The organism is Aquimarina amphilecti (assembly GCF_900109375.1).
In the GTDB taxonomy this organism is placed as follows: domain Bacteria; phylum Bacteroidota; class Bacteroidia; order Flavobacteriales; family Flavobacteriaceae; genus Aquimarina; species Aquimarina amphilecti.
Genome location: NZ_FOAB01000004.1, coordinates 225,242 through 249,531, shown reverse-complemented (window position 1 = coordinate 249,531; position 24,290 = coordinate 225,242). Strand labels below are relative to the sequence as shown.

Below are 24,290 nucleotides of genomic sequence, written 5' to 3'. Positions count from 1 at the left end.
GATTCTTAATTAATACTTAATTTTAACAGTTCAAGATTAGAAAAAGTATAACCCTTAGTTTACAATCTATTAACATGTTACTATGTTACTTTGTGCAATGAAAAGCAAACAAATAGAATTACTGCTTAAAATTAGTGTCTTCTTAATTTTCTTAGGTAGATCATTACAACATTTGTTTTGGGATGCTCCCTATCGTACCTTTTTCTGGGATGAATCGATATTACAACCCATAGTCGAGGGTATTTTTAATACCTCTTGGCAAGATTATGCTACTAGTAACAAAACAGATAGCGCTATACAAAATGGAATAAAAATTAATGGCCTCTTATATCTTATTGCTGCAATCTCTGCTCTTGTAATAAAAAAAACGAATATAAAATGGTTTCGGATTCCTATTACACTGGGTGGGATTAGTTTGGTATTACTAACCCTATTAATGACAAAGGAAAAATTTTATCATTTTGCTCAATTTTTTGAGCACAGTATTCAATTTGGATTGCCATTCGTTTTGTTATATCAATATAATAAAAAGAGTAGCACTATTCGATTAATTTTCATCCTAAATATTCTAATTGCACTTACATTTTTCTCGCATGGATTATATGCTTTTGGATTTTATCCAGTTCCAGGAAAGTTTGTAGATATGGTTATACAAATTTTCGGCTTTTCTGAAGAAACAGCTATTACATTTTTATACATCGCTGGAATTTTAGATTTTATAATTGCTATTCTAATTTTTATTCCTAAACTCAGGGTTTATGCACTATGGTATGCCTTTTTATGGGGATTACTTACTGCTTTTGCTAGAATAGTTGCTAATTTTTATTGGGATTTTCCTATACAGTCGATTCATCAAAATTTATATCAAGTATTGTATAGAATTCCACATGGGTTGACTCCTCTCTTAGTGATCCTAATACTTAAAAAGTACTATTATGAAATAAAGAAGACCGCCTTTTCAGACGGCCTTCTTAAAAAACTTAAGATTTAAATTAAATCTATTTGATTATAAATCGTTTAGTCTCTCCTTGAACTTTTAGTAAATACATACCTGTCTCAAGGTTACCAACACTAATAGTTTTACTACTACTTAAGGTACCTTGTCCAACAATTTGTCCAACCATATTCATAATTGAATATGTATTATTAGTACTCTTAGTATCCTTCATTGCAATCTGTAATACTCCACCTCTCTGTAGTGGATTAGGTGCAATTGTGAAAGTAGATATTCCTTCTTCATCTTCGGTTCCAATAATTGGAGTTGTTGGTCCGAAATCTGCCACTACAGCAGCCGATCCATTACAAGATCCTTCATAGATCTTAACATTAGAGAAGATTGAATTATTTCCTGATCCTGCATCATTATCATTAATGAACACTAATCTATCCATACTTCCTGTATAGAAATTACCTACTGGGATTACATATGTAGTTGTTCCACTAGAATAATTATCAAAATTAGTCACTCCATAATTCTGAGTACCGTGAACTTTGAAGTACCTAGTCGAAGTTAATGTATTATCATTTTCAAAACCTACTCCGTGAATTTCTCCTTGAGAAGTACTACTAAAATCAAACTCGATAACTGTATTAGCAGTTACTGTGTAATTTAGTGGTATATACTTCCAAGTGTTATTAGACATTGATAGTCCAGCTCCACCATTTACAATAGAGAAGTCACCTGCTGAATCCTGATTAGAGAAAGGAGTAATTGAGAAATCATTAAAGTTAATTGAGTCACAAGTTGGTCCTGGATCAGTTGTACCATTAGTAATGCTTAAACCATCTATAGTAACATCACCTTGCCAGCTAGATCCTGTAACTGTATTAAGACGCAATTGTACACTAGCATTTCCTGCATATGCAGAAAGATCAACGCTAGCAGTATTCCAATCAGTTCCTTGAGCTCCAGATCTATTAAATACACTTGTCCAATCTCCTGTATTATCTGTTCTTGCTTCTACATCAAAAGTTCCTATTGCACTACCGACCATATGATACTGGAAACTTAATGTTGGAGAAGTCAATCCACTAAAGTCTAAACAAGGTGAATTTAGGATTGCTCTTTTATTAGGGAATCCTGTTCCATTTCCAGAAGCTTCTACATAAATATAAGAAGTACCATCTACAGCACCACTAGGTCCAGTTCCGTTAGAAGGAGTTCCATTAGAATCTACTGTCCAGTCTAAATCATCACCTGAAGCTTGAGACCAATCTCCAATATTTCCTTCGAAACTTTCATTATATGGGAATGATGCTATATCTCCAGTACACTCATCACCACCTGGTCCAGGTCCACCACCGTCACAAGGATTAACGAATGATACCGTTTGATCTGTTTGTCCGTTAGTTCCTCCGTTATTATTCTCATTAGCATCTTGACCTACACCACGATCAGCAAAGGCTTTCCAAATAATACACTCATATTGACCACCATATAAATCTTGATCAGCCTGAAGTATACCATCTCTACCAGAAACGAATCCTGGATTATTCGCTGTATTTTTTAATCCTTCTATTACTAAAGCCATAGCGATATTGTTACCACCAGTCCCGTTATAAAAATCTGAGTCAAATCCTTCAGCATCAATTAGACCCCAAGTCATATCCCATAGTATTGTAGCAAAGGCATATCCAACTCCGTGTGGTCTTGCTAATCCTCCTATATCTGCATAATCTGTATTATTTACAGATCTATCTATAGAATATGGAGTTGGTCGAATTCCATCTCCAGTTGTTGGTTGATTTAACGCATATGTTCCGATTCCTCTAGAATCTGTACCAGAATCACCAGCTTTCATGGTAAGCATTAATCCGAACCAGTCAGACCATCCTTCTCCCATTTGTTCAGAACCTCCTAAGTTATTAGAAGCTGGTCCTCCTACTAATCTAATAGAAATACCATGCCCATATTCGTGAGCGATAATTCCATTATCTAAATCTCCATCCCTATCAGGATTTGGACTTGTCCAAAGAAACATCTGCATTCTAGGATTTCCTCCATCACCAGGAGTTGAGAAATTCGCATTATTGCTTCCACTTCCATCTTGTGCATCTGCATTTACAGAATCACTTCCTGCACCACCATTTCCATAATTATTTTCTTGGAAGTTTCCACTAGCTTCATCAAAACCATATTGATAGAATACATCATGCATAATGTTATTCCAGTAGAAAAGATTTGTTATTGCTGCATCATCATACGTGGTTGGTCCTTGACTAAGATCAATTGGAAAATTAAAATCTAAACTAGCTCCTCCATCAGGAGAAAAACCTGTTCCATTATTACCATTTCTATCTTCTTGAGCCCAAACATTATTACCTCTAGTAATTGTAAACTCTGCTCCGGCACTACCGTTTGTATCGTGCCATCCAAATGGAGATGCATTAGTATCAGCAGGATCAGTTACTATAGAACGATTACCATGACTAGGACTTTCTACAGGCATTGCATATACATTGTATGAATCAGGAGCAAGTGCCGCTGTAGCTTCAGCCTTAGTTGGAACTGTAGGAACATCTTTATCAAATAAAATAGATTCTCCATGATTATGATTTTCGTGATCTGGAGTTCCAAAGTTACACGTAATCACCCAATCTTCTGTATATAGAACTTTACCTGAAGCTGCATCTACATTAGCATTCCACCAATGTTGACCATCTTTCTGGTATAAACTAACATGCCATGTCAATATTAATTGATCATCTTGTTTAATATACACTTGTTTCGCCTGTATAGGCTCTAGAGTAATTCCAGAGTTTTCATAAACCAGAGCGTCATTCGTTTTGCTTTTTGATCTTACTAATTGAGGAGATCCTAAATTATGCGCTCTTGCTACATTCATAATGGCTGTCTCAGGAGAAAGAGAAGCCTTTGCAGAAGTAACTTTAGATTTTACATCTTTCACGAATTGATCAATCGTCCAAGTTACCTGATCATTGTTCTTAACAGTAAGCTTATATGTTGCGTACTGTATTGGAATTCCTTGATAAAACTGTTGTACATAAACGTGCTGTATAGCAGGGTTTAAAGAAGGAACGACATTTGTTACTTTCCACTCTGATACATCTTCTGCTGTCAGAGGCGATTTAGCTGTTGTGCTGTTCAGATGGTTTTTAACAATACCATCCATGATGTTTTGTGCAAACATTGCCTGACCTATCAACATAGTTAATAAGACAAACGAGTACAATTTTCTCATATGTATAAAATTTGAATTTGTGTTAACTAAAATTAACAAAATCAAAAACATCTTATACACAAATACGATATCACTGAATAAAGTTTAACAATTTCACATTTTTACTAAATTTTCCCTAAAACAAAAACACACTCATATATTTAAACTAACAATTGGTAGTTAACCTACATAAATACTAGAGTTTTGAAAATATTTTTAACACATTGTTTTACAAGTTCTCACAATCAGAATAATAACTATCCCTTTTTTTAATTACGGGATATCTGTAGATATTTTTTTTTCTTTTTTTATTAAAACAACGTTTTAAAAGCTATTTTGAGTCAATTTGACTAACGAAACAAAAAAAAGATTAAACAACTTATTCTGACATAGAAATATTTCGACTTAAAATATTTACATATTTTTGAATAAAGCAAATACAAATCATCGTAGTTTTCTTTTAAATACAAGTTGATTTCGATACTGATATTTTATTACATCAAATGATAAACACCTATAAATGAAAAGTTTAATTTTTGATACTTCCCTACAATCATCGCATACTTTATTGATCCCTTTTGAAATTGCTGAGCCATTTATTATTAATAATCAAAAAAGAGTTATTGTTAAAGTAAGTTTTAAGGATACGTATATTGAATTTCATGCAGCTTTAATAAAAAGAAACGATCAATTTTTTGTTATGTTTAGTCAAAAAAAACAAAAGCAACTAGGTATTCTCCCTAACGATTCCTTTAAAGTGCAATTATTTGAAGATAATTCTAAATATGGAGTAGAAATGCCCGAAGAACTAGATGCTGTATTGCAAAGTGATCCTGAAGCTTCTGATATATTTGAATCATTTACTGATGGTATGAAAAGAAGTTTAATTTATTATGTTTTACAATTTAAAAACTCTCAAACCCGAATTGATAAATCCTTAATAATCACAGAAAATTTAAAACTTGGAATACGAGACAAAAGACAATTAATTAAAAAATTATAGTGAAGAATAGTTTTACAAAAAATACTATTTCTTTTCTAAGTTCTTTTTATCAACGCAACCTTTCTAAATTCTTTTCATCTTTTAATCAAACAATCAAAAGATGAAAAAAACAAAATTAATTATGGTAGGTATACTTATAATATGCCTACAAAGTTGTTGCCCTTTTTTGGCAGATTGCGAAAATAACGATGATGATTTTCCGATAGATCCTAGTTTTTCACAATATGAACCTGTCTTGCTAGATCGTAATGATTTCGAGAACTCTGTCTCATTAAAAGAGCCTATTTCCATTAGTACTTCAGGAAAAATTTATAGTAAGGATAATTTACTTTTCATTAATGAAGTTCATAAGGGTTTTCATATTTATGATAACACGGATCCTACATCTCCCACTCCTTTAAAATTTCTTGAAGCTCCAGGATCAACCGATCTAGCAATCCGAGACAATATGATATATATCAATCAAGCTACGGATCTAATTGCTGTAGAATACAATAATGCTAATGGTATTACGCTCACCAAAAGAGTGATCAATGTATTTCCTGAATTACGATCTCCAGATGGTTTTTTACCTTTTGATATACCAGAAAACAACGTAGTAATCGGATGGACTTTAAGCAACTAACACAAAACATTATGAAAAAATATATCTATATGATACTTACCTCTTTTATTATATTCAGTTGTGACTCTGACTCATCAGGTGACTCATCATCTCCAATTGCTGATGGTATTGGAGGATCCTTAGCAACTTTTACTTTAAAAGGAGATTACCTATACACTGTAGATAATACTGATCTTACGGTATTTAATATTACTGACATTAAAGATCCAGTACAAGTTAACACCTTACCTATCGGATTTAATATCGAAACACTTTTTAGTTATAAGGATTATCTATATATAGGTTCTAGAAACGGAATGTTTATCTATGGATTAACAAATCCGGAGTTTCCAGAAAAACTTTCGCAAGTAGAACATTTTACCGCTTGTGATCCTGTTATTGCAAATGATACGCACGCATTTGTTACTTTACACTCAGATACATTTTGTGGCAATAACCTTAATGTATTGCAAATCTATGATGTTGCCACAATAACAGAACCTATCCTTATCAACTCTAGAAACCTTGTTTTCCCCAGAGGATTAGGACTTTATGAGAATTTTTTGATTGTTTGTGACGATGAAATTAAAGTTTTTGATATTTCCAATCCATCGGAATCGAATCTAATTACATCCATTAATAAAAGTGCATTTGATGTTATTATATCCGGTGACTTATTGATTGCCATTGGCGAAACTGGGTTATATCAGTATAGACTTTCTCCAGATGTCAATTCGGGTGTAAGTATAACTGAATTAAGTACAATTAACATTTAACAAAATCTAAAAACCTCTTAAATCCTTTGCTATAAGCTAAAACAGTCCTATATTAGTTTACTCTAAACGTAACAAATCATTAAATTATGAAAACTCTAAATCTAGTGGTAATTGCTTTTCTATCCACTATTATTCTTGGCTGTAAGGGAGATAAGAAGGAAGGAAAGGAATATGAACAAAAAGTAAACGAAGAAATTACTGAAGAAACTAACGAGGAAAAAGAAGAAATAAGCAACGTAAAGACATTAGCTATTTCTTTAACCCCAAAAAGTGATAGTAAGGTATCTGGTAATATTACTTTTACCGAAGAAAGTGGAATGGTAACTATGGTTGCTTATTTAAAAGGATTATCAGAAGGTGAACATGCAATTCATATTCATGAAAAAGCAGACTGTTCTTCTGAAGATGGTAAATCTACAGGCGGCCATTGGAATCCAACTATGGAACCTCACGGAAAATGGGGAGCCTCTGAAGGTTATCACAAAGGCGATATCGGTAATTTTAATGCTGCTAATGATGGTAAAGGTTCTATCACTTTCGCTACAAACGAATGGTGCATTGGATGCGAAGACAAGAAAAAAGATATTGTAGGTAAAGCTATAATAGTGCATCAAGGTATAGATGATTATGCATCTCAGCCTTCAGGTGCAGCTGGAAGTAGAGTAAGTTGTGGAGGAATCATACAATAAAAAAATAAACTATATATATTTATAAAGAGTATATCACAAGATGATATACTCTTTTCTTTTTTTAAAGAAAAACAGTACATTAGTAATATACGAACTGACTTTACATGCAGCCTAAAGAATTAATCAATCAATTACAACAAAAAAACGAAAGAGCATTTCAACGTATTTATGAAATGTATTCTGAAAATGTTTTAGGCGTCATTTATAATATTTTAAAAGATGAAACTTTATCAGAAGAAGTACTTCAAGATGTATTTGTAAAGGTTTGGAATAAGGCAGATACATATTCAGAAAAAAAAGGACGCTTTTTTACTTGGATACTTAATATTGCTCGTAATGCTGCTATTGATAAAACAAGATCTACTGCTTTTAAAAATTCTAAACAAAACCAAAACGCAGATTTTTTCGTAGATATATTAGAAGAAAAAAGTAATTTTTCAAGTAAGGTAGATGCTATAGGTATAAAAAAGTATATAGAAATACTCGAACCTATTTGCAAAAAAGTTATTGATTTATTGTTTTTTAAAGGGTTCACACAAAAAGAGGCTTCAGAAGAATTAGACATTCCAATTGGAACGATTAAAACTCGGAACAGAATTTGTATTAATAAATTAAGAGAAGCCTTGGCAGTATAATTATGGATATAGAACAATACATATCATCTGGAATATTAGAACTCTATGTATATGGTGCATTATCTGAAAAAGAAAATGCTGAAGTATATAAAGTACTAAAAGAACATCCAGAAATTGAGCAAGAGGTAAAAGAGATTGAAAAGTCTCTTATGCAACTTTCTGCATCAGCTGCTCCGTATAATCCAGAATCTGTTTTTAATCGTATTAAAGAAAAATTAAGTCTTACAGATAAAGAAACAGATGTAATACCTATTACTCGTAAATCAACAAATTGGACGACATATATAGGTTGGGCCGCTTCGATAGCTTTATTAATAGGATTATTTATTCAGTTTAATAAGAATAAAGCGTTACGACAACAAGTCGTACAATCACAAGTAGAACAACAGTTACTTAAAGGAAAGATTAATGTAGCTGAAGAAGATTTATCTAAAGTAAAAACACTTTTAAGTGTGTTACGTGATAAAGATGTTCTTCAGATTCCTTTACAAGCTCAAAAAATTGATCCTACAGCGTATGCGGCTGTATATTGGGATAAAGAAAAACAAACCACGTATATAGATGTTGCGGGATTACCTACTCCGCCTCCAGGAAAAGTATATCAGGTTTGGTCCCTAAAACTAGACCCACTTACTCCTACTAGTTTAGGTGTTTTAGACAAATTTACAGAGGATGGGACAAAGATTTTCTCCTTTACTAACACGAATGATTCAGAGGCTTTCGGTATTACTCTCGAACCAGAAGGAGGAAGTGAATCTCCTACCCTTGAACAACTATATACTCTTGGTGTAGTAGAATCATAAAACATATCATTTTCTTTACCAAAACAAACGTTTAGCACATTAGCAAAATATACTTTTGCTTACATCATCATTGTCTTTTTTTGAAATTCATTTTATCAAAAAACACGTATAAATACGCTGTTTTAGCATTTTTTTTTGGGGTAATTTTAGTCTAAAATATCAAAAAAAAGATTAATTGTCTTTTGCCTAAACAAATACTAACTAAATAACTAACAAATGAAAAAATCATCTTTCAGCGCTGTAACCCTACTACTCATAATGGTAGTCACTTTTATTTCTTGTAACAAAAAAGAAAAGAAAGAATATGTTACAGATTCTCCAAATGACAAAACAGAGACACTAATCGCAGCAGTAACTCCAATTAATTCTAAACTTCCTACTGATGTTTTAGAATCTTGTGTTGTAGATGCTTCCAACTTTAGTTCTTGGTTTAAATCCAATAGTGTTTCTAAAAATGGTATTGTAACACCAGCAAATAGTGTAACATTTAAACATCAAAACAATTGTGATTTTTATAAGTGGTCTGAACGAATGTTTCTCTGGATGACATCTCCTGTAAAAGAAGGTGATTATAGCAATGGTACTCTAATAGAAACACCAGCCTTTTATACAGTCTCTCCAGTTGTAGATAAAAAAAGAACATTGATTCCTCATGTACCAGGACAATTGATTAGTGCCGTTGCAAATACTCAAAAAAATGACCCTCTCATTGATACCGAAGAAGGTCAGGCTACCGATGATGTGTTATTAGCACAAAATGGATCTCTTTTATATTATATTACTATGGTTAATGATGTATATGCTCAATTTTTGACAGGTGCCAAAACAGGGAAACTATATGATAACGAATTCCCTACAACTCAAACTACATTAGATAGTATTAAAGCTTTTGCTAAAAGTCAAGGAGTAAAATTAAAAGATCCTGAAACTCTGGCTATAGAAATAAAAACCTCATGGGTAGAAGCTGATAGTATTTCTAAATCAGATATCGAATCGTATATCACTATGGATGCTATCATTCCAACTTATACCAAAACAGATACAAAATGGACTCCAAACGGAACTAAAACAGCAAAACTTGCTCTTATAGGTGTTCATATCGTAGGTAGTACGGCTGGTCATCCAGAAATGGTTTGGGCAACTTTTGAACATCTTAATAATGCGCCTAATCTGTCCTATACATATTTGAATAATTCTACTCCTTCCGATACTATAACCGTTGCGGCCGATACTGGAAATGATTGGTTACTAAATAGTAATACTGCGAGTGATACCTACAATAAATCTCATATGACTTATGATAAAGGAGATATCATTGCAAACACAAAAACAAGTCCAACACAAACCATTACTCCTAGTAATACTAAGATGACAAAGCCTTGGGGAGTTGCAAATGCAGGCGTTCCAAATCCTGAAAATAAATCAGTCGCAGCCTCTAATAGTCAAATTATATCTACCAATAATAGCGTTCTAGGACAATTAACAAGTGGAGATATGCGTAAAAATTACATCTTTATTGGCGCTACTTGGACAAACGATGGTGCTGCACCAACCGGAAAAAGTTATTCCGAAACCTTAACAACTAATGGAGTTGCTATTGGAACAAGTCAATTAGCTAATAGTACAATGGAAACCTACGCCCAAAACGGAGCCGCATACAGTGAATATGGTAGTTGCTTTTCCTGTCATTCGAATTCAAAAACACCAGGACTAAAGCCAACAGACTTAAGTCATGTATATCAAGCTATACAGGCAATAAATGAAAGTAAAACTGTAAATACACCTTAAAAATTCAATAACAGACTATACCCTATCATTCTTGCTTTGAATGATAGGGTATTATATACGCTGCCATAATAATAATTTTTAATCATCAAAATCTCCACCTCCACCTGTAGGAAGCGAGTTTAGAAAATCATCAAAATCCGAAATTTCATCAAAATCTCCAGATGGTATAGAAATATCTATATTAGTTAATGTTCTTATGGAAAACTCTGAAACATCTGTAGTAATATGAATGTTTAGATCTACTCCTTTTTTAAGAATTTGTAGTCCCATATTGAGCCATTTATTTTTAGATAACTTTTCTAAATCTGTTTCTTTTTTGATCGTAGAATCTTTTTTACGTAATATGTTTCTTGCTAATTGATCAATAGCCTTCGTTTGTTTTCCTTTTATGATCGAATCATTACTAATTTCAGAAAAAGTGGTTTTTACATCTGATTTTAAAGGGAAATTAATCTCATCAGGAAGGTTTAAAAATACCATATCTAATAATTCCCGTTTTACCTTTATTTCTTTAGAATCAAATATATCCTGTTTTAGAAAATCTGTACCATCATGATATCGCGTAAAATCACAACTAAACTCTTTAATTATTGTAGAATCTTTTATTTGCTCAATAAATCTATACTCTGGTAATAGTTTAAAAGTATGATCTACAGGAGATGGTATACCACTTGGCATCACTTTATTTTCTAGCTGCGATTTATAATCTTTAATACTAAGTGTATGTTTATTTCTTTTGTCACTGAATTTATCAGCATAATACATCACTACACTGTCTTTTTTTAGATCAATAATGATACCTGCATAATTATCCAACATACTATAAACACCTCCCCACCTTTGCTCTCTTTTTATCTTATACTCTGATATAAAATAAGTAGTATGCACCTTTGTTAAATCACCATATAATCCTCTAGATTCTGATAGTTTAATTTCACCTTCAAAATAAGGTCTATTATCTTCTTCCGTATTATCTATGTTCTCGGAATTACCTTCCTTATTACTACTTAAAAAATTACACGAATTAAGTACCAAGGATAAAAAGATAAAACTATAGATGATTATTGTAGGTCTCTTCATTAGATAGTTTTGATTGTCTGATTTATGGAAATATTATAACCAAAGATATGCTTAATTGTAAACGCACTTCCCATTTTCAATAAATTAATTATATAAGATCTAAACATGATATTCTTATTATCATCTCTTTACTTATTCTTTATCCATTCCGTCTTTTTAATTTTATACCAATTATGAGATACTCCTTCATAATCAAATCTGTCGACAAATCTTAAACCGATTTTCTTTAAGATACTATTAGATGCTAGATGATTTATATCTGCAGCAGCTCCAATTTCCTCTAAATCAAGTTTATCAAATCCATATTTGAGCGATTCTATTGCTGTTTCTGTTGCAATTCCAATTCCCCAGTATTTTTTTCTAAGTCTATAACCTAAATCATAATAATTAAATTCTTTTCGTAAACCTTGTTCATATTTTAATCCAGCCCAACCAATAAAATCTTTAGTTTCCTTATCAATAATTGCCCAGCGCCCAATTCCATTTTCTTTATATTGAGTTCTTATAAATTTTATTACTTGTCTTGCTTCTTCAATTGTTTTTATAGGTTTTTTTCCTAAAAACTCATGGACTTCAGGATCCGAATCAAGTTCAAAAATTCCTTCTACGTCATATTCCTCCAGATCCCTTAGAATTAATCGTTCTGTTTCTATATGGACTTTCATTTATTATATCAGTTTTTTAAATAATTCGTAACCATTTTTATATAAGTAATATTAAGAATATTTCACCAATATATCCATACTAAGAAGAAAGAGCCTGTTTCCCCTACAAACAAGCTCTTTCTAACAACATCAAAAAACAAAACCAATTAACTCAATTATCTTTTCGATACTTTATTCTATTCATCATTATATTCTAAAACCTATATGTTATTCCTGCTTTTGCAAAAAATGGTGTGCCAGGTGTAAAGTGAATTTCTTCTTCTGATTGAGTTTCGTTTGCTAACCTAGATTCTGTAGCAAATTGTGTTTCGTTCCACTTCGTATCAAAAAGATTTTCAACACTTAAAGAAAAATCAAATTGTTTCCATCGATAATTTAATGACACGTCGATCACTGTATATCCTTCTGCTACAATATTATTATCTTCTGTTGCTGGGCGATCTCCTAAATACCTGTAGCGTATTCCTCCAGAGAGATTATGTAAATTCTCTATGCTTATTCCTCCTGCCGCAGTAAATTTTGGTGCTAAAGGAATATAATCATTACCATTTTCCTCTTCTATACTTCTGGCATACGTATAGGTCGCATCCGAGTCTAAAAACAACCAATCATTTACTTGATATCTTCCACTAATATCAATTCCGGTTCTTCTAGTTTTCCCACTAGGTTCAACTACTCCTTCATCACCTACATATACAAACTCTTGTTGCAATCCTAAATACCAAAGTGTCGTATTCAAAAATACTCTTGAGAAAGGTTTCCAATTCATTCCAAAATCTACACCATATGATTTAGGTAAAATTTCTTCTCCATTTCGGGCAGTTACTACTCTAGTGTCATTACCGTGAAATCCAATTCCTGATTTTGCAAAAAAATGTAAGTTATTAGTTGGATCATAAGAAATTCTCAATTTAGGTGATATAATAGATTTTGTCTCAGATAGAACAGTAAAAGGAGTCAATAATGCATCCTCATAGACATATTTAAAATAATCCAAACGAACAGCAGGTGTTATTTTTAGCTTCCCAAAATCAAAAGTAACATCTGCAAAAGCATATGCATTTGTTTCATTTACATCTCCTAAACTTACATTTTCGAGGGTTTCATTCCTATTAGCTGTTCTGGATAATTCATTATCATCAATCGCATCATTCCGAATTCCGATTCCTCCATTAAATTCTATTTCGAACTGATTCAAATATTTTATAGAACTAAAAACACTGTTAAAACCAAACAGTTTTCTACTTTCTTTTTGTCTTATCTGATCTCCATTAACGGGGTCATTTAAGAAAAATGTGAAATTAGAATACAATTCAAAATCATACATTGTATAAAATACATTGGTTTTAAACGTCGAATTATCTGTAATAAATTTGTCATATATTATATTAAAGTTAGTTCTAGATGTAGTTCCACCTTCTGTATCATCAATGGCCCCAAATCTAGAAATAATCCCTTGATCAACAGCTCTATTGGGTATTTGTCCCGAGGCATCCCATCGACTCGTAAAATGCGAAGCAGCAACAGATACTTTATTGTTATCTGATAATTGCTTAGTATACTTACCAACTACATTAATTCTATTAAAATTCTGAGGAGATTCAAATGGCCCATCACTCTCCACATATTCTAAGGCTAGCGTACCATTTTCCTTAGGAGAAGCACCTAAAAGATTAAACAACCCTACTGTACGTAATGTATTAAAATCCCCAACTTCTACTTTAATCTTATTATCAGTAAAACTTTCTTTTGTCTTAAATGCTACATATCCAGCGGTATTAAAATTCCCTTGATCAACAGTATAAGAACCTTTACCAAATCGTATTTTATTAATAGTTTCGGGAATTACAAAATGTAAATCTGCATATCCTTGCCCATGAGCATGAGATACCATATTTACAGGCATACCATCAACAGAAATAGATATATCGGTTCCATGATCAACATCAAATCCTCTAAGAAAAATCTGCTCTGCCTTACCACCACCTGCATGTTGACCTATAAATAGGCCTGGGACTTTTTGTAACAACTCTTGAGAAGAGCTTACCGGATTTACTTTCATATCTATTTTATTAATCAGCTGTAATGGATTAACCTCCTGTTTTAAAACCAACTCATCCAACTGAAAAATTTTACTTTCTAACATTATTTCAATCCCGTTATCAAAATCGACTTGTTTAATGATTAAGTTTTTCGTTTCAAAACCTAATAAGCGTATGGTTAATGTATCATCAATTGCTACTTTAGGAAGTAAAAAAGTTCCATTTTCTAAAGTGTGGGTATGGCTCTCAGCTTGAATATTATATACATACGCTTCGGAGAGAGCCGTATCAAATGCATCAACAACTTTTCCTTTTAAAGTTTGATTTTGAGCGTACCCGTTTATGCCGAATATCAGCAAAAGTGTAACCAGTATATTTTTCATGGTATTTTTTAATAATTTAAAAGAAAGTAATTTTTACAGATTCATTAATTCCTTAGAAATAACAGGTCCTAACTCATAACTACTTTCCTTCAATTCTTCAATTATTGGACTTACTTTTTCTGATAAATTATTTGTTTTATAAATTTGAGCAATATGAAGATTCGCTAGAGGTTCAAATGTCTTATGAACTATATAATTTTCGGCAATTGATAATGCTTCTTTATGATCTCCTTTTAGATTTAATATATATGCTTTTAAATCATAAGATTGTGGGGTTGGACGATTCTGTATTTCTTGTTCCGCTATAGCTAGTGCTTTATCGTATTCATCATATTCCTCCGCAAGTAATATTGCTTTATGTGTATTGTACATAAGGCCATATCGATCGTCCTTTATTGAATTACGAAATTTTATAAGGTTAATTTTTCTAGCTATATCATTTTTTTGAAACTCCGCTATCTCAGCTTTTAATAAAAAATAGTCCGGGCTTTGATAATCAGACATAACCGCATCAAGAATTTTTAATGCTTCTTCTGGTTTATGTTCATAAGAATACACGATCCAAGCAATTCCTTTTTTTGCATATGCATTAGAAGGATCAATTGCCAAGGCTTTTAAATAATGATCATAAGATTCTCTTATCTTACCTGCATGACCATAATAATCAGCTAAATTTGTATAAGACCATAATTGTAGGTCATTGTTCTTACTGCTTTCTGCGATTTTTAGTGCTTTTTCCATATTTCTTATGGTAGCATCCAGATTTCCTTTATAATCGTTCCATTTAGCTAAACGAATTAGAAAGTTATAATCACTCTGATTTACGAATTTTTCTAAATACTTCTCTGCATTGTCATATTCTCCTAATTCCATAGAAACATCAAATAGTACCATTTCCGAAGCCTTACTATCTGTTTTTAAAAGATAAGCCCCTTGCGCAGCTTTTTTTGCTTCAATAAATCTATGTTGTGATATATAATTGTGAGCTAATGCCAAAAGATGTCCTGATTTTCCAACTGCGGCTATCTCTGTGGATTTTGTTAATGCTTTCTCTGCTAATTTTAAATAGACTATATCTCCGGTAGATTGGAATAATTTGGTATATGTCGCTGCAGCAGGTCCTAAAGCCGTTAACTGAAGACTGTCTTTCTTTATTCTGGAATTCCAAAACTGTAATCTTTCTTTCGCTTCTTCGGCTATTTGACTATGATCTTCCTTAAGATACATAGTATAATCTTCTGGATTCGTAATCGTAGTTTCTTCTTTTTGACAGGAAATAATAAGCACTCCTACAATGAAACCTATTATGTTATTTGATATTTTCATATGTTTTGTTTTTTGAGTTATTACCATCATTCTGAGTCTATCGTATTTACCTGCATTAAGGAGAACAAAATCACTTGAGGGCTGATTTAATTATAGACAGACTCAGTTTGACAGTAAGTATTTAATTATTTATGATCCATGTGGAGATTCTAAATACGGAAATGTATTTGATGGTGTCTCTCCGGCATTACTAACTCCATCAGTAACAAGTATTGGCAAATCTGGAGTTCCATCATTATCTAAATCCTGACCATTAAAACGGTCTCCAGTTTGTCCACCAAACAATAATATTAAAGAGACATCTATTACATCATCTGTTAATCTTCTTCCAGTTAATACATTTGTTCCATCAAAATATGTCGTTGGAACTCCTGGTGCTACTTGTAAGACATCTGATGCTAAAACTGTAGTCAACGTTGTAATATCTAATCCCAAAATATTATTCTCATAAGTTGCTCCAAAAGCATTATGAAGTCCCGCTAATTGAGTTTCAAATAATGATTGGAAAGCCGCTCCCTGCTCAGATGGGATGGTAACATTAAAGCTATTTTCAATATCCGGTGTTGCACTGAATACGGTATTAATTCCTGGACGCCCCATTTGATCTTCTTGTATGAAGGTTCCCGAGAAATCTAAAGCTACAGGTGGATCAACTACAATTACATCATCATCACTGCTACAACTCACAAGCCCAACAAGTACTACCAAAGCAGCTGATATATTTTTAAATTTATTTAGTTTCATAATATCTATTATTTAAAAATTCTTAATTATTGTTTTCTTTTTGCTTCCGCCCAAGTATTAAATACTTCAACTCCTGTTCCGGCTGGATGACTAAATGTTCCTCCTAAAAATGAATTAGGCACTTCTACAACTAATGATAATACATTAGTGCCATCAAAATCATCATTCCCAGGATTATTGAAACCTCCAGAAGCCATTCCACCAATGATTGCATTGAATTGATTGGAATCGAAAAAGAAAGGATCTTCTCTTAGGCCTGCGAAATAAGAAATTCCGTTTATTTCTGATGTAATCGCATTAGATCCGTTACTTATAGCAACCTGTCCTAAATATTGTGTATCATCATCAATAGTGCTATTCAATCCAGTTTGTGAAGGTTGATAAGGACCAAAAAAATACATCACACCATCTCTAGGTATAGCCTGGATAACAAGATCTTCTACTAAATCACCATCATTATCAATATTGATTTCTACTAGTACATTTTCATCAAAAGTAGCTAAGCTTCCGGGTGTTAATAATCCCTGAACATTTGCTACAAATACAGTATTATCAGGATTTGCTCCTTCAAAAGCATAAAGGTCAGTAATGTCAGCTGTACTCCCTACAACCGCAGGAGCATCAATATGATCTGCCGCCATAAATACTACTCCTAGGCCCAAAAGACCACCTAGAATGAATAAATTTGTTTTTCTAATTTTGTTCATTTTATTTAATTTTAAATGTTTACGCTATTACATACGAGGATAAAAAGAACACGGTTTTGAGGTATGTGTTAAAAATTTGTTAACTATTATTTTATACATCTAGATTATAGTTGAACGTCGTTACATGAAAAATAAATTTAACTTTGCGATAAACCTATAAACCTATGAACCCATCAACTGCTGGTTGGATAGATAAATTTTTAAGAGATTTTGACATAGACTCTCTTTCTTTATCTTCACTAGATGAATTATATCTAGAGCTACGGAACGTAGGTTTTATATATGGTACCTCTGTAGAAATAGCATTATCATACGATTCGGAAATCACATATTCTGAAGAAGAAAAAACTAAAATAAACCTTTTTACTGCCTTGGTAGTTACTTACTATGAGACTATTGATAATGGTGACTCTAAAGACTGTATTAAAGCTTTAATAGAATTCTACGAATATTTAGATACCAAAAAATCTTTTTTCTCCTTTGTCAATGCGCTGACTAACAGTAAAAGTGAGAAATTAGAAAAAATAATTAATACCCGTATTCAAACGAATGAATCTATTTTCAAAAAGAATTTTAGTCATTTACTAACAAACGCTTTGTTGTTTATTGATGTTCTTGCTTTCGAGCATTTCTTAATTCACGATAAAAATCCAATAGAATATGCGGCCACTTTAGAGGAAGCATTAACAAATATTGTTTTTCTTGCTCTAAACTCGAAAATAGAAAAGGATAATTATTATGAATTATTGGTAAAACTTTTTGCTTCATCGGTAAGATATACGAAAGTTAATACGGATGAAGATGCTAGTTTTGATCAAATAGAATTGGAATCTTATACTGATGAGTTAGAGAAAAGATATATTCTAGACCTAACGAGTTTGGCTGTATGGAATGATAAAGAAGTTGATTTAGGAGAGCAAGATTTCATGCGTGCTTTAGGAGCAGAACTTATTATACCTAATCAATGGGTAAAAGAATCCCTGCATTCTGTACAACTTTTTGTAAAAGAGCACAAAGAAGAAATATCATTTTTTAATTACTCAAACCCTGCTCATCATTTTTATAAACAAACTTCTAGAACCGTAAGTATCCTAATCCTTAGAAATAAGAAAAGATTAATTAAAGAGATTTCCGAAAGTAAAGATTTAATGATTTTATTGGGTCAATCGGCAATTAGAGATTTATCTAAAGAGGAAAAACAACAAATGAAACAACAGCTACTAGATGTTTGTAAAACCATTCCTTCTCTAGCCATTTTTATTCTACCTGGCGGTAGTTTATTATTGCCTTTATTAGTGAAATTTATCCCGCAATTATTGCCCTCTGCATTTAACGAAAATAAATAAAAAATCCTGATTAAATCAGGATTTTTTATTTATTCTTATACTTCTAATTTCTGTAATTCTTTATAATTTCTTTTTAGCTTTCTTGTTAATATTCCGTAAATCAATCTATATAACAACGCTAAGAGTCCTATAAAAATAGCTAATACAATTACTGAGGTAATTATTATCAAATATACTGGGACTTCTTGATCTGCTGATTTACTGGTATATGAATCCGTATAAAATGCCATATAAGTGATAACAACCATTGTGGTCAATGCAAGAAAACTTATATTAATCCATACATATTGTTTTACTGTTCTTCTTGTATTTAAAATATTTTTCATCAAAACAGCTGCAGAATCTGTGGTTTGAATATTTCTATAATTTAGGTAAAACCTAATCATAAAATATATCAATATACCATATGATAATATCGTTGTAAATATCGAAAAACCTTCTAATCCAAAAACTTCTAATTCTTCATACTGACCACTTAATCTGACTATAATGTCAATTGAAGACCATAAAATAAATTCTAACACACTAATGATAAAAATCCATTTTACCATTGAAGAAGATTTCTTTAAAATCATCTTGTAGATCTCATTATATGATAATTTTGGAAGCGCTTCGTCTTGATTCTTCCAGTCTTTTTTTAATAATTCTAATTCATCCATACTTATGGGTTTAATATTTTTTTCAACTTCGTCTTCACTCTATTCATTTTCACTCTTGCATTTACTTCAGAGATCCCCATAGTCTCTGCTATTTCTTTATATGATTTGTCTTCCAGATATAAAAAAACTAACGCTTTTTCTATATCATTTAATTGTTTTACTGCTGCATACATCAACTTAAGTTGTTGTTCTATCTCATCATCGTATTCCTCCGCTTTAATTTTGAAATCCATCGCATCAAAATCAGAAGTCTTAATACTTCTTTTGGATTTACGATATAACGTAATAGCTGTATTCAAAGAAACCCTATACATCCAGGTACTAAACTTAGAATCTCCTCTAAATTTAGGATACGCCTTCCATAGCTGGATAGTTATCTCCTGAAACAAATCATTGTGCGATTCTGCATCATTCGTATATATCCTGCATACCTTGTGCACAATATTTTGATTTTGCTCAAGATTGGTTACAAAACTATGTTCTAATTCTTTATTCACTTCAGTTAGTTACACCTAATAAGTAGGTAATAAAACAAATACGTTACACATTAAAAATTAAATTTTATCCATATTCCGATTTTCTATTAACAAAACACTACAATATACTCTTAATAATCAGATAGTTTATCACATTAAAACAACAAAAATAAATATTCTGTAGGGTATATGATATTATCATTTTATCTTTGTAAAACAACACTTTATTTATGAACATTCCTTATACTAATTTACCAAGATTAGTGATTATTGGAGGTGGTTTTGCTGGAGTTGCATTAGCCAGAAAAATGGTAAAAGAAAATGTGCAACTTGTACTATTAGACAGACACAATTATCACACATTTCAGCCTTTATTATATCAAGTTTCTACTTCATCTTTAGAACCCGATTCCATTGCTTATCCGTTAAGAAAAATAATAAAACGTGGTAAAAACACATACTTTAGGATGACCGAGGTAACTTCTATAGATTCTAATGAAAAAAAAGTGCATACTGCTATTGGAAGCATTACCTATGATTACTTAGTGATTGCCACTGGAGCACGAACTAATTTCTTTGGTAATGAAACTATAGAAAAAAATTCAATGCGAATGAAAAATTTACCGCAAGCATTGAATTTACGAAGTTTGTTATTAGAAAACCTCGAACAAGCAGTTATTACAACTGATCCAGAAAAGAGAAAAGAATTATTACGTTTCGTATTAGCCGGTGCGGGACCTACGGGTGTAGAATTAGCAGGAGGAATTGCTGAACTACAACTTAATGTACTTCCTCGTGACTATCCTGATATGGATTTTAGCGAAATGGAAATTCATTTAATAGAAGGTGCAGATCGCGTTTTACCTCCTATGAGTACAAATGCTTCTGAAAAAGCTTCTAAATTTCTTGAGAAAATGGGAGTTCATATTCATACAAATACACAAGTAACTAATTATGAATCAAACTTGGTATCTACCAATACTGATCTTTCTTTAAAAACTGCAACTTTCATCTGGTCAGCAGGAGTTACTGGTGCTCCTGTAAAAGGTTTAAACGCAGATACTATTATTCCTAGAGCAAATAGATATAAGGTAAATGAATATAATCAAATCGAAGGTTATAATGATGTATATGCTATTGGGGATATTGCTTTAATGCAAACGGATGAATATCCAAAGGGACATCCTATGGTTGCGCAACCAGCGATACAACAAGGAAATCATCTCGTAAAGAACCTTAAAAGGCATCTAAAAGGAAAACCTATGGTTCCTTTTAAGTATTTTGACAAAGGCTCTATGGCTACTATTGGTCGTAATAAAGCAGTTGTAGATTTAGGTAAATTCCGTTTTGGTGGATTCTTTGCTTGGTTTGTTTGGATGTTTATTCACTTATGGTTCTTGGTAGGTTTTAGAAACCGTTTTGTAACTTTCTTTAACTGGACTTATAATTACATCAATTATGATAAGGCTGCAAGATTAATTGTAAGACCTTTTAAGAATAAAGAAGAAAATGCTATTGAGCGTGTTTAGTATTTAATCATACTGTTCTAGTACTGATTAAATAACTTAGAAGGTAAATCTTTAAGTTCTTCTCTAGTAATTTTTTCTCCTTCGGTTGGTGGTTTAATATCTATAGTATCCGAAGAAAGTAACTGAATCTTATGAAAACGGACTGTTTTTTTGCCTTCTTTTAATTCTAGAATAAGACCTGGTAATCCAAAATATCCTTTTGGACCATGATTAGCTTTAATATCCTTAGTATACCAGGCTTCTACCTTTTTATTATAGTTGTTTAGCACAGCTTTATAACATATATATTGATCAATTCTTTTTGTCTCTTTTGTTAGCGCCCACTCTTGCTTATCCAATACCTCTTCAATCAAAAATTCTCTTCCCCTAAAATCAAATTCATGTACTTTTAAATAGCTTGTTTTCTTATTTTGTGATTGGTCTATGTAAATTATTTCAGAGTCATAATAGTTAATTCGTACATTTTTAAAATTATTTCCTTTTTCATTAGTTCCTTCCTCTGAAATTGTATCATTACCCGCCTTATTCTGTGGATAATACAATGCCTTTTTGTTCTCTAATTTCAATACGGTAATATAATCGTACTCGGGTATTTTCAATGATTTTTGTTTATTTCTCACAGTATGGACCTTTAATTTCGATAAAAGATCTTGCATTTTTTGCTCATACACTTGAATAGAATCTTTATTTTTTTCTGCTTTCATTGCGGCTTTTAATTGTATTATCTCAATAGCAAGCAATTCAATTTCTTTCTCACCAGAATGATCATATCTCGTATTTACCTGAGACGGCATACGTTTCTCTTTATAAAATACAGTCATCTGCTGAGATTGCATAGTAATAGAGGATAAAACAATAATTAACAACAATAGTTTTTTCATTTTTTATTTTTGATGAGCTTAGAGATCGTTTAATCAATTTGGCTCCCAAAGCTGAAATAATTTTCTTTTTATGATTATGATTATGATTATGATTATGATAAAGTAATATGCGTTCTTAAATCCGAAGAAAATACTACCATAATATCTATTTAATACTGATTAAATAACTTAGAAGGTAAATCTTTAAGTTCTTCTCTAGTAATTTTTTCTCCTTCGGTTGGCGGCTGTATTTCAAAACCTTCTTCCGGAATTAAATGGATTTTGTGAAAACCGACTGTTTTTTTACCTTCTTTTAATTCTAAAATTAGACCTGGTAATCCATAATATCCTTTTGGGCCATGATTTGCTATAATCTCCTTAGTGTACCAAGCCTCTATCTTTTTATCAGAGTTGTTTAGTACAGCTTTATAACATATATATTGATCGATTTTTTTTGTCTCTTTTGTTAGCGTCCACTGCAACTCCATTAACTTTTCCTCTATCAAAAACTGTCTACCTCTCTGATCAAATTCATAAATCTTTAGCGAGCTAATTTTTTGATCTTTCTTATGATTTACATAAATAATTTCTGAATTATTATAATTAACCCGTTCATCTACAAATTCACGGCCTGTTTTATTTGTTCTGGTATAGGATACGGTATCATTACTAACCTTTTCTTGTGGATAATACAATGAATTTTCATTCTTGATTTTTAGAACAGTAACAAAATCATATGCTGGAATATCCAAAGATTTCTTCTTAGTTTCTTTAAAAATTTTCATAGCATGAGCAGACATTTTATTCGCTTGCTCCTGCATCATTTGACGAAATATATCAGTAGAATCTTTATCCTTATCAGCTATACTAGCAGCTTTGATTCTTTTTATTTCATCCATGTAAACCTTAAAATGTTCTGTATCCATCGGTGCATGACGTCTCGAAACCTGAGCAGGTTTTCTTTTCTCTTTATAAAAAACAGTAATTTCCTGACTTTTTCCTAAAAAGGAAATAAAGAAAATGATTAGGAATAGTTTAATTTTCATCCGTTTCTAATTTCTATTATAACTATAGTATATATCTAAGTGTTATATTCTTTAAAAATGTTACCCTTTAATACTTATAATTTACCTGTAACATCTATTTTACATTTAAAAAAATCAATCAATGTTCATTAAAAAGTAACATCGGAATATCTTCTAATTCTTCTCTAGTAATTTTTTCTCCTGTATTCGGTGGTTTTACTTTAAAGCCGTCTAGTGTATACAATATTCTATCTATAACGATAACTGCATCGTCCTCCACCACTTTTACTATTAATCCCGGTAAGCCCCAATATCCAGCTGGACCAAATGAACTATCTATATCTTCTGTATACCATACTTCTACAGGTTTTTGGTTTTTGGTAGTATATACCCCGTAAGATCCAGTAAATTCTTTTTTTAACGATTTAAACAATAATGCTTTTTTACAAGTATACCCAAACATTTTTTTGGTTTCATTGGTTTTTTTCCAATTTAATTTAGATAACTTTTCTTCAATTAAATATTCTTTTCCATACGCATATTCAACACTTGATTTTTTCTTCTTACGCTCATTGATATAAACAACTTTATACTCTTTTTCTGATGTTTCTCTACTTATAAAAACTCGCTTACCTCCTTTTCCATAAGTAACTGAATTGTTTATTGTGTCATTATATTGCCGTTCAATGGGATAATAGATTGACTTATTACCATCTATTCTTAGCACACTGCTGTATTCATAACTTTTCAATTCTTTACTATGGTCTTTTGCTTTATCTCTTATCAACGATATATCATCCTCTGTCCTTGGAATAATATCTAACATAGAAGATCTTAACTGACGATAATCTGCTTTTCGTACTTCGTTATAGAAAATGGTAAATTCTTGTGCATAATTCCCCATGCATGCAAACAGAAAAATTAATAATATACGTATAGTTTTCATAAAGAGATTTGTGATCAAAAAAA

Annotated in this window: 22 protein-coding genes; 10 read left to right on the top strand and 12 right to left on the bottom strand. The window is 31.7% G+C overall.

Annotated features, from left to right (window positions below; all coding sequences use genetic code 11):
• The first annotated feature begins 97 nt into the window (after positions 1 to 97).
• The gene (locus BMY33_RS11785) at positions 98 to 991 is read left to right on the top strand and encodes a DoxX-like family protein (protein WP_139195643.1); all 894 of its coding nucleotides are present in this window, start codon (positions 98 to 100) and stop codon (positions 989 to 991) included.
• A 7-nt stretch (positions 992 to 998) separates the two neighbouring features.
• Here BMY33_RS11785 and BMY33_RS11780 read toward each other — a convergent pair whose 3' ends face one another.
• Positions 999 to 4,202: a M36 family metallopeptidase gene (locus BMY33_RS11780; RefSeq protein ID WP_170837067.1), complete on the bottom strand. Its 3,204-nt coding sequence runs from the start codon at positions 4,200 to 4,202 to the stop codon at positions 999 to 1,001.
• Between the two features lie 499 nt (positions 4,203 to 4,701).
• On the opposite strand from BMY33_RS11780, the gene BMY33_RS11775 reads away from it, so the two are divergent.
• The 7 genes from BMY33_RS11775 (at position 4,702) to BMY33_RS11745 (ending at position 10,479) form a co-directional block, all read left to right on the top strand.
• Positions 4,702 to 5,184, top strand: a complete 483-nt coding sequence (locus BMY33_RS11775) for a YdeI/OmpD-associated family protein (RefSeq protein ID WP_091408613.1) — start codon at positions 4,702 to 4,704, stop codon at positions 5,182 to 5,184.
• Positions 5,185 to 5,284: 100 nt separating this feature from the next.
• Complete coding sequence (locus BMY33_RS11770) at positions 5,285 to 5,809, top strand: hypothetical protein (protein ID WP_091408610.1); 525 nt, start codon at positions 5,285 to 5,287, stop codon at positions 5,807 to 5,809.
• Between the two features lie 11 nt (positions 5,810 to 5,820).
• A complete protein-coding gene (locus tag BMY33_RS11765) occupies positions 5,821 to 6,564 on the top strand; it encodes an LVIVD repeat-containing protein (protein WP_244543009.1) in 744 nt (247 codons plus the stop codon).
• Positions 6,565 to 6,650: 86 nt separating this feature from the next.
• Positions 6,651 to 7,253, top strand: coding sequence for a superoxide dismutase family protein (locus BMY33_RS11760; RefSeq protein ID WP_091408609.1), 603 nt, complete (start codon positions 6,651 to 6,653; stop codon positions 7,251 to 7,253).
• Positions 7,254 to 7,357: 104 nt separating this feature from the next.
• A complete protein-coding gene (locus tag BMY33_RS11755; protein WP_091408606.1) occupies positions 7,358 to 7,888 on the top strand; it encodes an RNA polymerase sigma factor in 531 nt (176 codons plus the stop codon).
• A gap of 2 nt (positions 7,889 to 7,890) precedes the next feature.
• On the top strand, positions 7,891 to 8,691 hold the full coding sequence (locus BMY33_RS11750) for an anti-sigma factor (RefSeq protein WP_091408605.1): 801 nt from the start codon (positions 7,891 to 7,893) through the stop codon (positions 8,689 to 8,691).
• Positions 8,692 to 8,907: 216 nt separating this feature from the next.
• Positions 8,908 to 10,479 (top strand): hypothetical protein, encoded by a 1,572-nt coding sequence (locus BMY33_RS11745; RefSeq protein WP_139195642.1) that lies wholly within the window; start codon positions 8,908 to 8,910, stop codon positions 10,477 to 10,479.
• 78 nt (positions 10,480 to 10,557) lie between these two features.
• On the opposite strand, the gene BMY33_RS11740 is transcribed toward BMY33_RS11745, so the two are convergent.
• From BMY33_RS11740 to BMY33_RS23915, 6 genes are all read right to left on the bottom strand, one after another.
• Positions 10,558 to 11,559, bottom strand: a complete 1,002-nt coding sequence (locus BMY33_RS11740) for a hypothetical protein (RefSeq protein ID WP_091408600.1) — start codon at positions 11,557 to 11,559, stop codon at positions 10,558 to 10,560.
• A 128-nt stretch (positions 11,560 to 11,687) separates the two neighbouring features.
• The gene (locus BMY33_RS11735; protein WP_091408597.1) at positions 11,688 to 12,224 is read right to left on the bottom strand and encodes a GNAT family N-acetyltransferase; all 537 of its coding nucleotides are present in this window, start codon (positions 12,222 to 12,224) and stop codon (positions 11,688 to 11,690) included.
• Between the two features lie 193 nt (positions 12,225 to 12,417).
• Entirely contained in the window at positions 12,418 to 14,649 is a 2,232-nt protein-coding gene (locus BMY33_RS11730) for a TonB-dependent receptor (RefSeq protein WP_091408595.1), read from the bottom strand.
• Between the two features lie 33 nt (positions 14,650 to 14,682).
• On the bottom strand, positions 14,683 to 15,975 hold the full coding sequence (locus BMY33_RS11725) for a tetratricopeptide repeat protein (RefSeq protein ID WP_170837066.1): 1,293 nt from the start codon (positions 15,973 to 15,975) through the stop codon (positions 14,683 to 14,685).
• A 129-nt stretch (positions 15,976 to 16,104) separates the two neighbouring features.
• Positions 16,105 to 16,719 carry a DUF4331 family protein gene (locus BMY33_RS23920; protein ID WP_091408591.1) on the bottom strand — a complete coding sequence of 205 codons (615 nt, stop codon included), beginning with the start codon at positions 16,717 to 16,719 and terminating at the stop codon, positions 16,105 to 16,107.
• A gap of 26 nt (positions 16,720 to 16,745) precedes the next feature.
• A complete protein-coding gene (locus BMY33_RS23915) occupies positions 16,746 to 17,417 on the bottom strand; it encodes a DUF4331 family protein (RefSeq protein WP_091409458.1) in 672 nt (223 codons plus the stop codon).
• Positions 17,418 to 17,590: 173 nt separating this feature from the next.
• Between BMY33_RS23915 and BMY33_RS11710 the strand changes: the two genes are divergently transcribed.
• Entirely contained in the window at positions 17,591 to 18,772 is a 1,182-nt protein-coding gene (locus tag BMY33_RS11710; RefSeq protein WP_091408589.1) for an LETM1-related biofilm-associated protein, read from the top strand.
• 35 nt (positions 18,773 to 18,807) lie between these two features.
• Here BMY33_RS11710 and BMY33_RS11705 read toward each other — a convergent pair whose 3' ends face one another.
• A complete protein-coding gene (locus BMY33_RS11705) occupies positions 18,808 to 19,431 on the bottom strand; it encodes a hypothetical protein (protein WP_091408588.1) in 624 nt (207 codons plus the stop codon).
• Between the two features lie 2 nt (positions 19,432 to 19,433).
• Positions 19,434 to 19,928, bottom strand: a complete 495-nt coding sequence (locus tag BMY33_RS11700; RefSeq protein ID WP_091408586.1) for an RNA polymerase sigma factor — start codon at positions 19,926 to 19,928, stop codon at positions 19,434 to 19,436.
• 209 nt (positions 19,929 to 20,137) lie between these two features.
• On the opposite strand from BMY33_RS11700, the gene BMY33_RS11695 reads away from it, so the two are divergent.
• Positions 20,138 to 21,436, top strand: a complete 1,299-nt coding sequence (locus BMY33_RS11695) for an NAD(P)/FAD-dependent oxidoreductase (protein ID WP_091408585.1) — start codon at positions 20,138 to 20,140, stop codon at positions 21,434 to 21,436.
• Between the two features lie 17 nt (positions 21,437 to 21,453).
• Here BMY33_RS11695 and BMY33_RS11690 read toward each other — a convergent pair whose 3' ends face one another.
• The 3 genes from BMY33_RS11690 to BMY33_RS11680 all read right to left on the bottom strand — a co-directional run bounded on the left by BMY33_RS11690 (position 21,454) and on the right by BMY33_RS11680 (position 24,267).
• On the bottom strand, positions 21,454 to 22,317 hold the full coding sequence (locus BMY33_RS11690; RefSeq protein WP_091408583.1) for a GLPGLI family protein: 864 nt from the start codon (positions 22,315 to 22,317) through the stop codon (positions 21,454 to 21,456).
• 149 nt (positions 22,318 to 22,466) lie between these two features.
• On the bottom strand, positions 22,467 to 23,342 hold the full coding sequence (locus BMY33_RS11685) for a GLPGLI family protein (protein ID WP_091408581.1): 876 nt from the start codon (positions 23,340 to 23,342) through the stop codon (positions 22,467 to 22,469).
• A 118-nt stretch (positions 23,343 to 23,460) separates the two neighbouring features.
• Positions 23,461 to 24,267, bottom strand: a complete 807-nt coding sequence (locus BMY33_RS11680) for a GLPGLI family protein (RefSeq protein WP_091408578.1) — start codon at positions 24,265 to 24,267, stop codon at positions 23,461 to 23,463.
• Positions 24,268 to 24,290 lie beyond the last annotated feature (23 nt).